This window comes from Desulfosceptrum tomskiensis (assembly GCF_049818055.1).
GTDB lineage: Bacteria > Bacillota > Desulfotomaculia > Desulfotomaculales > JASEER01 > JBFLVT01.
The window spans coordinates 1760984-1774824 of record NZ_CP187479.1 but is presented as its reverse complement, the minus strand read 5'-3'; the positions used below and the strand labels follow the sequence as shown (position 1 = coordinate 1774824).

10 protein-coding genes and 1 riboswitch are annotated in these 13841 nt (G+C 62.0%); all 10 genes read left to right on the top strand.

What is annotated here, in order from left to right; genetic code table 11:
• Positions 1–66 precede the first annotated feature (66 nt).
• Positions 67–2952, top strand: a complete 2886-nt coding sequence (locus tag ACPV0M_RS09040; protein ID WP_425620324.1) for a S8 family serine peptidase — start codon at positions 67–69, stop codon at positions 2950–2952.
• A gap of 291 nt (positions 2953–3243) precedes the next feature.
• Positions 3244–3357: riboswitch (glycine riboswitch) on the top strand.
• Between the two features lie 140 nt (positions 3358–3497).
• Positions 3498–4598 (top strand): glycine cleavage system aminomethyltransferase GcvT, encoded by a 1101-nt coding sequence (gcvT, locus tag ACPV0M_RS09035; RefSeq protein ID WP_425620323.1) that lies wholly within the window; start codon positions 3498–3500, stop codon positions 4596–4598.
• 365 nt (positions 4599–4963) lie between these two features.
• Entirely contained in the window at positions 4964–5353 is a 390-nt protein-coding gene (gene gcvH, locus ACPV0M_RS09030) for a glycine cleavage system protein GcvH (protein WP_425622178.1), read from the top strand.
• Positions 5353–6696, top strand: coding sequence for an aminomethyl-transferring glycine dehydrogenase subunit GcvPA (gene gcvPA / locus ACPV0M_RS09025; protein WP_425620322.1), 1344 nt, complete (start codon positions 5353–5355; stop codon positions 6694–6696). Before gcvH ends, gcvPA begins: the two co-directional genes overlap by 1 nt.
• A 20-nt stretch (positions 6697–6716) precedes the next feature.
• On the top strand, positions 6717–8228 hold the full coding sequence (gene gcvPB / locus ACPV0M_RS09020) for an aminomethyl-transferring glycine dehydrogenase subunit GcvPB (protein ID WP_425622177.1): 1512 nt from the start codon (positions 6717–6719) through the stop codon (positions 8226–8228).
• A 13-nt stretch (positions 8229–8241) separates the two neighbouring features.
• A complete protein-coding gene (locus ACPV0M_RS09015; protein WP_425622176.1) occupies positions 8242–9162 on the top strand; it encodes a radical SAM protein in 921 nt (306 codons plus the stop codon).
• Entirely contained in the window at positions 9159–10106 is a 948-nt protein-coding gene (locus ACPV0M_RS09010; protein ID WP_425620321.1) for a radical SAM protein, read from the top strand. The genes ACPV0M_RS09015 and ACPV0M_RS09010 overlap by 4 nt, the downstream gene beginning before the upstream one ends.
• Positions 10094–10969, top strand: coding sequence for a lipoate--protein ligase family protein (locus tag ACPV0M_RS09005; RefSeq protein WP_425620320.1), 876 nt, complete (start codon positions 10094–10096; stop codon positions 10967–10969). The genes ACPV0M_RS09010 and ACPV0M_RS09005 overlap by 13 nt, the downstream gene beginning before the upstream one ends.
• Positions 10970–11060: 91 nt before the next feature.
• Complete coding sequence (gene lpdA, locus ACPV0M_RS09000; protein ID WP_425620319.1) at positions 11061–12467, top strand: dihydrolipoyl dehydrogenase; 1407 nt, start codon at positions 11061–11063, stop codon at positions 12465–12467.
• A gap of 36 nt (positions 12468–12503) precedes the next feature.
• Entirely contained in the window at positions 12504–13622 is a 1119-nt protein-coding gene (gene ald, locus ACPV0M_RS08995; protein WP_425620318.1) for an alanine dehydrogenase, read from the top strand.
• The last annotated feature ends 219 nt before the right edge of the window (positions 13623–13841 follow it).

Sequence of the window (13841 nt, the reverse complement as noted above, 5' to 3'; positions counted from 1 at the left end):
CTTTACGCAATAACTTCAGTAGTTAGTCAGTAGCGGAGCTTTGTTGAGAGAGGAGTCTGTCAAGAAGTGATCTATGGTCTGAATAAAAGGATCCGTCGGGGGTTGCTGGCGTCCCTGCTCATTATATCGATGTTGTTTAGCCTGGCTGGTCCCGCCCTGGCGGCGAAAACCCTGAAAAGTGTGAAGCCACATAAGAATGCCGATTATGTTGCCGGGCAGGTGCTGGTCAAGTTCAAGGAAACCCAGGGGAAGGCGGCAGCCAGGAGCAGCGTGGCTGCTGCCCACCGCCTCTCCCGCGTGCGTGACCTGCCGACGTCGACGGTGCTGTACGACACCGGCGGCCGGAATGTGGAGGATGTCGTGGCCGAGCTGATGCGGGATCCGGCGGTCGAATACGCCCAGCCGAACTACATCTATCGCATTGCTGCTGATCCCAATGATCCCCTTTGGGATCAGCAGTGGGGCTTGATCAATACGGTTTACGGTGTACAGGCCGAGCAAGCCTGGAGCTACACCAAGGGTTCGGAATCTGTAGTGGTGGCGGTTATTGACACCGGGGTGGATTTAACCCACCCGGACCTCGCTGGACAATTGGTCAAGGGTTACGACTTCGTAAACGAAGATGACGACCCCACTGACGACCACGGCCACGGGACGCACGTGGCCGGGATCATTGCTGCTGTTGCCGACAACAGCGAAGGTATCACCGGCGCGGCCCCGAATGTTAAGATTATGCCGCTGAAGGCAGGCGACGCTTTGGGGTATTTTGCGACGACAGATATTGTAAGAGCGATAGACTACGCATGGCAAAACGGTGCCAAAATCGTGAACATGAGTTTCGGGGGCACCGACAATTTTGATTACGAAGAGTATAACGCCATTAAGAAATATCCGGGTATGCTCTTTATAGCAGCAGCGGGGAACGGCGGAGATGACCACCTGGGGGACGACAATGATTCCTCGCCTACCTGGCCGGCCAGTTTCACGGTTTCGCATACGATCGGCGGAGTGACTTATCCCGCCTTGCCGAACATCGTCAGCGTGGCGGCGCTGGCTCCGACCGGCGAATTTGCGTCGTTTTCAAACTACGGCGTCCAAAGCGTGACCCTTGCCGCCCCCGGCGATGATATTGTGAGCACGGTTCCCGCTTACGAGGGTGCCGGAATGGCCTTAGCTGTGAGCGACAGCGTTTACAACTATAAGGCTGTCTTTTGGGGTTTTGGCGCGGAGGACCTTGATGATGCGTCCGGCGGGACCAGCACCGAGGGAGCGGTTTACGACAGCATCGTGCGCGCCGTATATTACGGCCTCGGCCTTACCCCGGCCGACACGCAGGGTCCCTTGGGGAAACCTCTCCTGGTTGTTGACGATGACCAGGACGGTACTTATACTTATTACGATCCATTATATGGTCAGGGCACCCTCCCCGATGTTAGTCATTACTATCTCGACGCATTAAGCACTGCTGGCTATGCCTATGAGCTTTACGATGTCGGAAATGGAAAAGACGGTCCTACGGTAAGTACTGCTACATATAGCGGCGTGATTTGGTTTACAGGGCACACAGCAGACAGTAACCCTGGCGTTGGTAGCCCGCCAGCCAATCTTACCGATACTGACCAGACAAACCTTATTGGCTATCTTAAGGCAGGGGGTAAATTGTTCCTCAGCGGGCGAGATGCGGGATGGGACTATCCGGCGAACGATTTCTGCAATTCGGAACTCTTTACTGTCTATTTAGATGTTTATTTTGTTGGTGAGAATGACGGTTATTCTTTCTGTGCTGTCCGAGGTACAGGTGATGCTTACTCAGGTTCCTACTATAAGTTTAATATTCCAAATGTCTTTCTGGACATACTGCGTTCCAACACGGGTGATAAATCCAGCATTGCGTTAGATATCGAGCCCTATCATGCTTACGACGGCACCTCGATGGCCGCGCCCTTCGTGTCGGCCGGGGCGGCGCTGGCGCTTTCCTTACGGAGCAACCTTTCAATCAGTCAGTTGGTTGACAGTCTTAAGAAAGTCACGCCTTTAGCTAACCTAAATGATAAGGTGGTGACAAAAGGCACTCTCAACCTTGCCGCCGCCCTTGCCTACGTCAACAGCCTGCCGACCGGCGGCGGCGGTGGCGGCGGTGGCGCCGGCGGTGGCGCTCCGCCGATCGTGCCCACGGACGGCGCAAGCCAGAAGATCAGCGCTGCCACGGGCGGTTCTCTGAGTTACGAAGGCGTAACCGTACAGATACCGTGGACCGCCCTGACGGCCGATACCACTTTCACCGTCAAGAAGCTAACCGTGCGCGAGATAAGCGGTCTGGCGCCGTCCGGCCCGAGCCTGAAGCTGGATGGCGACATTTACGAGATTACTACGGATCGGGAAACGACCTTCAAGGACTTCATCACCATCAAGCTGCCCACGACGAGCGAGCGCGGTGTAGTCCACTATTACGACACGAAGGCGGCGCGGTGGGTCCCGGTGAAGACCGCCATCGAAAAGGATGCGAACGGCAAGCCGCAGTACGCCGTCATCAGCATCAACCACCTGACCAGGTTCGCCGTCTTTGTTCCCGAGCCGAAGGTGATCAGGTCGACCGTCGGCGAGTTGACCGTCACCGTCAACGGCGGCCCGAGAGCCCTTGACGCCGCCCCTTACATCGATCCGCAGAGCGGCAGGACGCTGGTCCCGGTACGGTTCGTCAGCGAGGCGCTCGGCGCCGAGGTCGACTGGGCGGCCGCGGCCCGGCAGGTGGTCATTAAAGACATGGACCGGGAGATCGTCCTGACCATCGGCGCCCAAAGCGTCCTGGTCGACGGCGCGCCGGCCGCCCTTGAAGCGCCTGCGGTGATCAACGGCCAGCGCACCTTCGTGCCCCTGCGCTTCGTCAGCGAAACCCTGGGGGCCAAGGTGGATTACAGCCCCGTGTCCAGGGAGATAACCATCGTCAGGTAACCAAGGAATCGAATGCTTACTAGCTTGAGAGGATAAGGCGGCTGTCCTTATCCTCTTTTTTTTTTGCTGCAACGAAACATTTTACGACTGTTGGTCCGGTGGCGGAAGGATTTTGCACCTTCCCGGCGAAAATACCCGGTAGTTTTGAGACAACTGCATAACGGTGGATGAGAGCTGCTTAAAGGCTTGATCCCTACGTTCAGTCACCTGATGCAAAAGACGTGTAAGAGACATCGGACTTCAAAAGCAAGACTGTCGCAATAGCGGCGGTTCAGGGGACTGAAAGCAGCAGGACACATCCCTGGAGAGAACCCTCCAACTTCTTTTGAGGGGCACCGAAGGGGCAACCTTAGCGCGCTGTATGGCTAGGGGAAACTCTCAGGTAAGCAGGACGGGGAAGAACCTTTTCTTGGCGGCCGCAGGGCCGGTAAGAGGCGGTTTTTCTCCGTCTTTGGTTTTTCATGGGACGAAGTGGCAGACTAAGCTCAATAGCGTTCAGCACTCAGCAATCGGCACTCAGAAGCGGGATTGGGAGGCACGAATAGATGGACACCCTGAAGAGGACTCCGTTATGCGAGGTGCACGTGAAATACGGGGGGCGCATCGTCCCGTTCGGCGGCTGGGCCCTCCCCGTACAGTACGCCGGGATCATCGAGGAGCACAAGGCCGTGCGGCAAAAGGCCGGTCTTTTTGACGTGTCGCACATGGGCGAGATCGAGGTGCGGGGACCCCAGGCCCTCGACCTCGTGCAGGCGCTGGTAACCAACAACGCCGGTAGGCTTCAGGTCAACCAGGTGCAGTACAGCCCCATGTGCAACGAAAGAGGCGGGGTTATAGACGACCTGTTGATTTACCGCCTGGAAGACGGGTTCCTGCTGGTGGTGAACGCGGCCAATACGGCTAAGGACTACGAGTGGGTTCGGACTGCGGCCGCCCGCTTCCCCCGAGTCGAAGTCCGGGACGTCTCGTTGGAGACGGCCCAGCTGGCCCTGCAGGGACCGCTCGCGCAGAGCATTTTGTCCTCGCTCACGGACTGCGACCTCGGGCGGATCAAGTACTACTGGTTTGTGCCTGACGTTTCCGTAGCCGGGGTGAACTGCCTGCTTTCGCGGACGGGCTACACCGGCGAGGACGGGTTTGAGCTTTACTGCCGGAGCGAGAACGCCGCTGTACTGTGGGAGAGGATAATGGACGCCGGCCGCCCGCACGGGTTGGTTCCAGCCGGGCTGGGGGCCCGCGACACCTTGCGGCTGGAAGCCTGCATGCCCCTGTACGGGCACGAGCTCGACGAGGAAACGACACCCCTCGAGGCGGGCCTGGGCCGCTTCGTGGACCTGGAGAAGCCTGGTTTCATCGGGCGCGAGGCCCTTTTGGAGCAGCAGGAACGGGGGGTCGGTCGGAAGCTGGCGGCCTTCATAATGCTGGAGCGCGGGGTCCCGCGCAACGGTTACCCGGTAAAGACGGCGGGTTCCGAGACCGGCCGGGTGACCTCGGGGTCGTTCTCCCCCAGTCTCGAAAAGAACATCGGCCTGGCCTACATCCCGGCGGAATACGCCGTGGCGGGAACGGAGATCGATGTCGTGATCAGGGGCAAAGACTGCCGGGCGCAGGTGGTCAAGAAGCCCTTTTACATTCGCCCTAAGTAGCACCAAGCGCTAATAAGCATTAAACGCTGGGAGAGTGCTGTAAAAAGTAGGATACCTGACTATAAACACCAAGAGCGTCCAGGAGAGTGCTGCAAAAAGCTAATTCACCGGTTTTGGCACAGGCATCTTTAGGGTGCGGCTATGCTTCGGAAGTTACCCTTAAGACCGCTCAGAAAGAGGTCCGAGGCAAGAGGTCAGAGGTCGGAACGGGAAGCGATCGCTTCGCGATCGCAAGTCTATAATCCTTAGAAATCTGCTTTGCGGATTTCATCAGGTCAGATTTCTGACTTCCGGCATCCGACATCCTTTTTGCCAGGCGCAGTTTTTCAGCGGTCTCCTAGACAAAGTAAAAGGAGGCGTTGTTGATGTACCCGAGCCATCTTAGGTACACCAGGGAGCACGAGTGGATACAGGTGGACGGCCGGACCGGCAAAGTGGGGATCACCTTCTACGCCCAGGATCAGTTGGGGGACGTGGTTTTTGTGGAACTTCCCGAGGTGGGTCGCGAGCTGCGGCAGGGGGAGACGTTCGGCGTTGTGGAGTCGGTGAAGACCGTCTCGGACCTTTACAGCCCCGTATCCGGGAAGGTCGTCGCCGTCAACGAGAAGCTGCTCGACAGGCCGGAGACCGTCAACGAAGACCCGTACGGCGAAGGATGGATCATCGTCATTGAAATCGCCGATCCCTCCGAGCTGGACGGCCTCTTTGACGCCCAAGCCTATCAAAGACTTATTGAAGAAGAGGCGAACCGTTAATGGATTACGTTCCTCATACCGAAGAAGACCGCCGGGCCATGCTGAAGGCCATCGGCGCCGGGAGCATCGAGGATCTCTTTGCGGACATCCCCGGGGAGATTCGGCTGAAGGAAGCGCTCAGCCTACCCGCGCCGCTGACGGAGCCGGAGCTGGCCAGGCACATGCGCAGGCTCAGCGCGAAAAACGTCAGCGCAGACGACTACGTTTGCTTTCTGGGCGCGGGCGCTTACGACCACTTCATCCCGGCCGTGGTCGACCACATCCTGCTGCGCAGCGAGTTTTACACCGCTTATACCCCCTACCAGGCCGAGATCAGCCAGGGGGTTTTGCAGTCGATCTACGAGTACCAGTCGCTGATCTGCGTCCTAACGGGCATGGATGTGGCCAACGCCTCGATGTACGACGGGGCCAGCGCTCTGGCCGAGGCGGCCTTGATGGCCGGTTCGGTTACCAGGCGCTCCAAGGTTGTTATCGCCGGGTCGGTACATCCCGAGTACCGGGAGACGGTCAACACCTACGCCCGGTGCGTGGAATTCCAGGTAGTCGAGGTCCCCTTCGGCGAGGACGGGGGCGTTGATCCCGCCCGGGTCGCCGAGGTTGTGGATTCCGACACGGCCTGTCTGATCGTTCAGCAGCCCAACTTTTTCGGGTGCCTGGAGCACGTCGACGAGTTGTCGCGGATTGCCCACAGCGCCGGGGCGCTCTTTGTAACGGCCGTCGACCCCATCTCCCTGGGCGTCTTAAAAGCCCCGGGCGATTACGGAGCCGACATTGTCGTCGGCGAAGGACAGGCGCTGGGCAACCCGCTGAATTTCGGAGGCCCTTACCTGGGCTTTTTCGCGGCGCGGAAAGACTTCGTCCGCCGTATGCCGGGGCGTATCGCCGGCGTGACGGCGGACGGCGACGGCAACCGCGGTTTCGTGCTGACCCTGCAGACGCGCGAGCAGCACATCCGCAGGGAACGGGCCACTTCCAACATCTGCTCCAACGAGGCCCTGTGCGCCCTGGCCGCCGCCGTGTACCTCACCACCCTCGGGAAGAAGGGTTTGGCCGAGGTCGCCCGCCAGTCGCTGCAAAAAGCCCACTACGCCCGGGAGAGAATCTGTTCTCTTCCCGGCTTCAAGCCCGCCTTTTCCGGCCCGTTCTTCAAAGAGTTCGCCGTCCGGTGCCCCGAGGCGCCCCGGACGATCAACCAGCGGCTCCTGGCGCGCGGCATTATCGGAGGCTACGAACTGGGGCGGGCCTACCCGGGATTGGAGGATTGCCTGCTGTTTTGCGTCACCGAGAAACGCACGCGAGCCGAAATCGACGGGTTGGTGGCGGGATTGGAGGACAGGGAATGAAAGACGTTGACGTTAAAGAAATGAACCTGCAGGATGGTGTACTGGCCGAGTTTCGCGCGGCCAGGGCCGAGCCGCTGGTTTTTGAGCTGAGCGTTCCCGGGCGCGCGGCCTTCCCCCTGCCGGACCTGGATGTCCCCGAAAAGGACATTGCCGATGTCCTGCCTTCCCGGAGTCTCCGGAAAGAGCCCCCGGACCTTCCGGAGATAGCCGAAGTCAATGTTGTGCGCCATTTCATCCGCCTGTCGCAGAGAAACCACGGCGTCGATACCGGGTTCTACCCGCTTGGTTCCTGCACGATGAAATACAACCCCAAGGTCAACGAAAACGTGGCTCGCCTGCCCGGGTTTGCAGCTCTGCATCCCTATGCGCCCGAGGAGACCGTCCAGGGTGCTCTGGAACTGATGTACAAGCTGGAATGGTATCTGTGCGAGATCACGGGGATGGACCGCTTCACCTTCCAGCCGGCCGCGGGCGCCCACGGCGAACTGTGCGGGATGATGATCGTCCGCGCGTTTCACGAAAAACAGGGCCGCCGGCGGGGCAAGGTTATCGTCCCCGACTCGGCCCACGGGACCAACCCGGCCACCGCGGCCATGCTGGGCTACCAGGTGGTGCAGGTCCGGTCGGACGCGCGGGGCGGCGTCGACCTGGCGGCCCTGGAAAAGGTCCTTGACGACGACGTCGCGGCGCTGATGCTGACCAATCCCAATACCCTGGGGCTCTTTGACGAGAACATCCACGTTATCGCCGAAATGGTTCACGACGCGGGCGGCCTGCTCTACTACGACGGCGCCAACATGAACGCGATCACCGGCATCGTGCGTCCGGGCGACATGGGGTTCGACGTGGTGCACCTCAACCTGCACAAGACTTTCGCCGCCCCCCACGGCGGCGGCGGGCCCGGCTCCGGTCCGGTCGGGGTCAAGGAGTTCCTGGCCGATTTTCTCCCTGTACCGACGGTGGAGTTTGACGGGGAACGCTACCGCCTGGACGGCGACCGGCCCCTGTCCATCGGCCGCGTGAAGTCCTTTTACGGCAACTTCGGGGTCATGGTCAAGGCCTACGCCTACATCCGCGCCCTGGGGGCCCGGGGCTTGCGCCGGGCGGCCGAGCACGCCGTCCTGAACGCCAACTACGTGATGCGCCGCCTGCAGCCGTACTACGACCTGCCGTACGACCGGCACTGCAAGCACGAGTTCGTCCTGTCGGGCAAAAGGCAGAAAGCCGCCCGCGGCGTGCGCACCGTGGACATCGCCAAGAGGCTTTTGGACTACGGGTACCACCCGCCGACGATCTACTTCCCCTTGATCGTTGAAGAGGCGATAATGATTGAGCCGACCGAGACCGAAAACCTTGAGACCCTCGAACAGTTCGTCCAGGCTATGATCAAGATTGCCGAGGAAGCCGAAACTAATCCTGAGAAGGTCAAGGGAGCTCCCCTGACCACGCCGGTGGGGCGCCTGGACGAAGCCCGCGCGGCCCGCCAGCCGGATCTCAGGTATCGGTCGTCAGGCAGCGGGCCGCGGGAATAGAGGAATGAAGGTGATGGATAGGGTGACCGGGGCGGCAGCGGTAGACTTGAGGAATGAGACCGGTAGACCCGCCCTCGATAAAAAGTTGCTGCGCGAGGCCTGGGCGGTGCGCCGGCGGAACTTTCCGATGGAGATCGGCTTTGATGTACCGGTCCGGACGCTGCCGGTTTCGGTAACCGGAAACGTCTGTGTCCTGGATTGCGCTCACTGCGGGGGTCACTATCTTTCCGGCATGGTTTCCCTGCCCCGGGCCGTGAAGGGGTTGCACATGCCTCAAGTCAGAAGTTTTCTGGTGAGCGGCGGTTGTGACGCGGCGGGGAAGGTTCCCGTCTTGCCGTTTATAGATAAGATCCGGGAACTGAAGAAGGCCGGGAGGCTCAACATGCACGTGGGGCTGGCCGGCGAAGACGAGGCCAAGAGCCTTGCCGGCCTGGCCGACGTCATTTCTTTCGACCTTTTGGGTGACGAGGCCACGATTCGCGAGGTAACCGGCCTTGACAAGACACCGGAGGATTATCTCCGGGCTTACGCTTTGCTTAGGAAATACGCCAGGGTGGTTCCGCACATCTGTATCGGCCTCCGGGGCGGAATGGTCTCCGGCGAGTGGAAGGCCCTCCGGGCTCTCAAAAGCATCGGGGCGGAGGCGATCGTTTTTCTCGTGTTCAGGCCGACCCGCGGCACCCGTTTCACGGACCGCCGGCCGCCGCCCGTAAAAGAGGTGGTGGAACTGATCGCCCGCGCCAGAATCGAGTTCCCCCGCACGCCCATCTTCCTGGGCTGCATGCGCCCGGGCGGAAGGTACCGTGAAGTCCTTGACCCCCTGGCGGTCAGAGCCGGAGTGAACAAGGTGGTGCAGCCGGGACGCGGGGCTTTTGAAACGGCATCGATGCTCGGTCTGAAGATTGTCAGGGGCGAGGAGTGTTGTGTCCTGTGATCCGGGTATCGGCGGCTACCGCCGCGGTTATCGGTTTAAAAAATAGCCGGTTGGACGCCCGCCCGTCTACGGCTTACCTGATGGCGGGAGAAAACTGTCTCCGTTCTTGCGGCTTCTGCCCGCAGGGCCGCGCTTCCGGCGCAAGGACCGACATGCTTTCCAGGGTTACCTGGCCTCCGGCCGAACCGGATCGGGTTGCCGACCTGGTGGGCCGGGCCTACGAGCAGGGACGGTTCAGTCGCGCCTGCATCCAGGCGGTGCAGGGCAGGGGTTATCGCCGTGAAGTGGCCGGTCTCCTCGAGGCGATAAAGCGCCGCACGCCGATCCCCGTGGCTGTCTGCCTGGCCCCTGCGGGCGTGCGGGAGCTGAAGGGGTGGTTTGAGCGGGGCGCCGACCGTGCAGGTCTGCCCCTGGACACCGCGAATCCCGGGTTGCACGCCCGCCTGAAAGGGCGTTCCTGGGAGCGCGATCTCGCTTTGATCGAGGGAGCCGCCGCCGCTTTTCCGGGGCGTATCGGGACCCATCTCATCGTGGGCCTGGGGGAAACGGAGGAGGAAATGACGCGCCTGATCGGCCGGATTACCGGCCTGGGCGTAACGGTCGGGCTTTTCGCCTTCACGCCCGTACGCGGCACGCCGCTGGAGGGCCGCATGCCTCCGCCGCTCGCCTCCTACCGGAGAATCCAAGCCGCCCGGTATCTCCTGGCCTCCGGCCGTATTGCGCCGGAAATGATCTCGTTTCGGCAGGGGCGCATCGCCGGCTTCGGCGTTCCGGCCGTTCGCCTGCGCCGGCTTCTGGCCGGCGGCGAGGCCTTCCGGACATCCGGTTGCCCGGATTGCAACCGTCCCTTCTACAACGAGAGGCCCGGCGGGCCCATTTACAATTACCCGCGCGCCCTGACGCCGGAAGAAGAAGAGCAGGCGATAGCGTTGTGCTTGCAGTAATGGGGGATAGGAACGTGCGCTGCGGCTTGTCAACCGGTCAACAGTCCCGCTGGCGGCTCTTGCAGACGGGTTTTAACACCGCCGCTGTCAATATGGCCGTGGACGAAGCAATCCTGCTGGCCCACAGCCAGGGCCTTGTGCCCCCGACCCTCCGTTTTTACGGGTGGAAGCCGCCCGCTGTTTCCATCGGCTACTTCCAGCGGCTGGAGGAAGAAGTGGACCTGGAGGCCTGCCGCCGCCTGGGCATTGATTGGGTTAAGCGGCCTACCGGCGGGAGAGCGGTCCTCCACGACCAGGAGGTGACCTACAGCGTCGTCATCGCGCAGCAACTGCTGCCCGGCTCGGTGGTGGAGACGTACCGCATCCTTGCCGCCGGCCTCGTGGAAGGGTTGCGGATGCTGGGCCTGCCGGCGGCGCTGGTGGGCCGTGACGAGCAGAACGCCGGGGAACGGGGCTTGTCGGCGGCATGCTTTGATGCTCCCTCATGGTACGAGATTGCGGTGCAGGGGCGCAAGGTCGTCGGGAGCGCCCAGACCAGGAGCAACGGGGTCATCCTGCAGCACGGTTCGGTCCCGATCGTCTTCGACGCGGAGAAGCTGGTACAGGCCTTGAAATTGCTGGAAGGAGCCCGTTCCAGGGTCCACAGGCTGCTTGCGGAAAAGGCGGGCGGAATCAGCGATTTCCTCGGTTACAGGCCCACCTTTGCGGAAGTGGCTGGCTGCCTGACCCGCGGTTTTGCCGCAGCCCGGGGCATAGAACTGGTAGAGGGGGTTCTCACGCCCGAAGAGGAAAAGGAAGCAGAGCGCCTCGCCAGAGAGAAATACGGTTCCGATTGGTGGAACAAACTTGGTCGTCAACAGTAGGCAGCGGGTAGCGGGGGTTAAGGGCGCATCGGCAATGCTTAATACTGATGTCTGACGACCGGCGACTGACGACAGAAATGGGGTGTAGTCTTTGTTCGACTTGGCCGTGATCGGAGGCGGGCCGGCCGGCTACGCGGCCGCCGTGCGGGCCGCCCAAAAAGGGGCGAGGGTGGCCCTCATCGAGAGTGACCGCCTCGGCGGTACGTGCCTGAACCGGGGGTGTATCCCCACCAAGGCCCTCCTGCAGACGGCGGAAATATATGCGGCGGTGCGCCGGGCCTCCGCCTTCGGGGTCAAGGTTTCCGGCGTCGAGCTCGATTACGGGGCCGCGGTAGACCGCAAGGACGCGGTCGTCGACGGGCTCGTCAAGGGCCTGGAACAGCTGATGAAGGCCCGGCGCGTCGAGGTCCTGGCGGGCCGGGGCGAAATCCTGCAGCCGGGGCGGGTCAGGGTGGCCGGCCCCGGCGGGGCGCGGGAGATAGAGGCCGGCCGGCTGATCATCGCCACCGGTTCCAGGGCGGTCGCTCCGCCGGTTCCTGGGATCGGCTCCCCGCTGGTCCTGGACAGCAACCGGGTGCTCGCCGTCCGTGACGTGCCGCCTTCGCTGGCCGTCATCGGGGGCGGCGTTATCGGCATTGAGATGGCTACGCTTTTCGCCGGCTTGGGGTCGAGCGTAACGGTTGTCGAGGTGCTGCCGGAAATCCTTCCGGGGGTCGACCGGGAACTGAAGCAGCGGCTGGCGCTCCTGTTGAAGCGGTCGGGTATCGCCATCAGGGTTTCGACGCGGGTGGCCGAGGTTTGGGAAACGGATGAAGGCCGGGTTTTGCTCCGGCTGTCGGAAACCGGCGGGAGCGAGAGTGTTCTGGAAGCGCACAGGGTGCTTCTGGCAGCAGGAAGAACGCCGAACTTCGGCGGGATCGACCTGGAGCGCCTCGGCGTCGCGCACAGCCGGGCGGGGATCAAGGTGGACCGGACCATGGCGACGAGCGTGCCCGGGATTTGGGCGGCGGGAGACGTAATCGGCGGACTCTTACTGGCTCACGTGGCGATGCACGAGGGCTTGACGGCCGCCGACAACGCTCTCGGCGGCGCCCGCGAGGCGGATTACGAAAGCGTTCCTTACTGCATCTTCTCCCGCCCGGAACTGGCCGGCGTGGGACTGACCGAAGACCGGGCCCGGGAACGGGGGGTGCCTTACGCGGTGGGCCGGTTTCCCTTCTCGGCCAACGGCAAGGCGCAGGTTCAGGGCGAGAAGGACGGCTTGGTCAAGGTGCTGGCGGGCGAGGACGGGCGGGTTCTCGGGGTGCATATCCTGGGGCCGCACGCCTCCGAGCTCATCCACGAAGGGGCCCTGGCCGTTAGGCTTGGCGCAAGGGTCGGCGACCTAGCACACATGTTGCATGCCCATCCCACTTTGTCCGAAGCACTGGGGGAAGCAGCGCACGACGTTACGGGCGAGGCCGTTCATCTTCTTCCGCGAAAAGAACGGCCCGTCTGACGCTTACCGAAGGATTAGAAGGAGGCTCTCAAGCAAATGATTATCGGCATTCCCAGGGAGATTAAGGCGCAAGAAAACCGGGTCTCGATGACCCCGGCCGGGGTCGACGCGCTGGTCAGGGCCGGCCACCGCGTCCTGATCGAGCGCGGGGCCGGCATGGGCAGCGGGTTTGGCGACGACGACTACGCGGCCGTCGGCGCAGAGCTGATGAAGGACGCAGCCCAGGTCTGGTCCGGGGCCGAGATGATCGTCAAGGTCAAGGAACCTCTGCCGCCGGAATACGGTTACTTCCGCCCCGGCTTGGTCATCTTCACCTACTTGCATCTGGCGGCTGAGCCCGAGCTTACCCGGGCCCTGATGGACAGCGAGGTCATCGCCATCGCCTACGAGACCATCCGGAGCCGAAGCGGCGGGTTGCCGCTGCTGATGCCGATGAGCGAGGTGGCCGGCCGCATGGCCGTCCAGGTGGGGGCGTCTTTCCTTGAGAAACCGCACGGAGGCAAGGGCGTCCTGCTGGGAGGCGTGACGGGCGTCCCGCCGGCCCACGTGGTGATCGTCGGCGGCGGCACGGTGGGCACCAGCGCCCTCAAGCGCGCGGTGGGGATGGGCGCGCGGGTCACGGTTATCGACAACAACATCGGCCGCCTGAATTACCTCGACGATATCTTCCACGGCCGGGTCGAGACGCTGGCCTCCAACCGCTTCAACATCGCCGCCGCCGTAAAGGACGCCGATTTGCTCATCAGCGCCGTCCTCGTCCCCGGCGCGCGCGCCCCGCACCTGGTTACCGAGGACATGGTGCAGGCCATGCAGCCCGGGAGCGTAATCGTGGACGTCGCCATCGACCAGGGCGGCTCGGTGGAGACTATCGACCACCCGACGACGCATGAGAACCCTGTCTATGTCAAGCACGGCGTGGTGCACTACGCGGTGGCGAACATGCCGGGGGCCGTCCCGCGCACCTCGACCCTGGCCTTGACCAACGCGACGCTGCCCTACGTCCTGACCCTGGCGAACAAGGGCTGGCGCCGGGCTGTGCAGGAGGACCAGGGACTCGCCGGCGGGGTCAACGTGGTCGCCGGCCGCGTAACCTGTCCCGGCGTGGCTGAGGCCCACGGCCTCAGCTGTCATCCGCTCGATGACATACTGCAGTAAGCTGATGGACAACGTTAAAATTTATGTTGACCATGGGTTTGCCTGGTCTGTATAATTAAACAAAAATTCTAAAAAGAATCCGATTGCGCTGTTTTTATGAAGTACATGCATTGCCAAGCAAGGGCGCTTGAGTTGACGAAAGGCGCAGAGCAAAGAGGCTCTTGGGAGCGGGGTTCCCGAAGAGCCCTTTTTGTATGTGCGGGTTTTGTATACTGTCTT

Bases quoted from the DNA above. Each gene is read 5' to 3' on its own strand.
- ald (WP_425620318.1), top strand. From the start codon at position 12,504: ATGATTATCGGCATTCCCAGGGAGATTAAGGCGCAAGAAAACCGGGTC.
- gcvT (WP_425620323.1), top strand. From the start codon at position 3,498: ATGGACACCCTGAAGAGGACTCCGTTATGCGAGGTGCACGTGAAATAC.
- ACPV0M_RS09015 (WP_425622176.1), top strand. From the start codon at position 8,242: ATGGATAGGGTGACCGGGGCGGCAGCGGTAGACTTGAGGAATGAGACC.
- gcvPA (WP_425620322.1), top strand. From the start codon at position 5,353: ATGGATTACGTTCCTCATACCGAAGAAGACCGCCGGGCCATGCTGAAG.
- gcvH (WP_425622178.1), top strand. From the start codon at position 4,964: ATGTACCCGAGCCATCTTAGGTACACCAGGGAGCACGAGTGGATACAG.
- gcvPB (WP_425622177.1), top strand. From the start codon at position 6,717: ATGAACCTGCAGGATGGTGTACTGGCCGAGTTTCGCGCGGCCAGGGCC.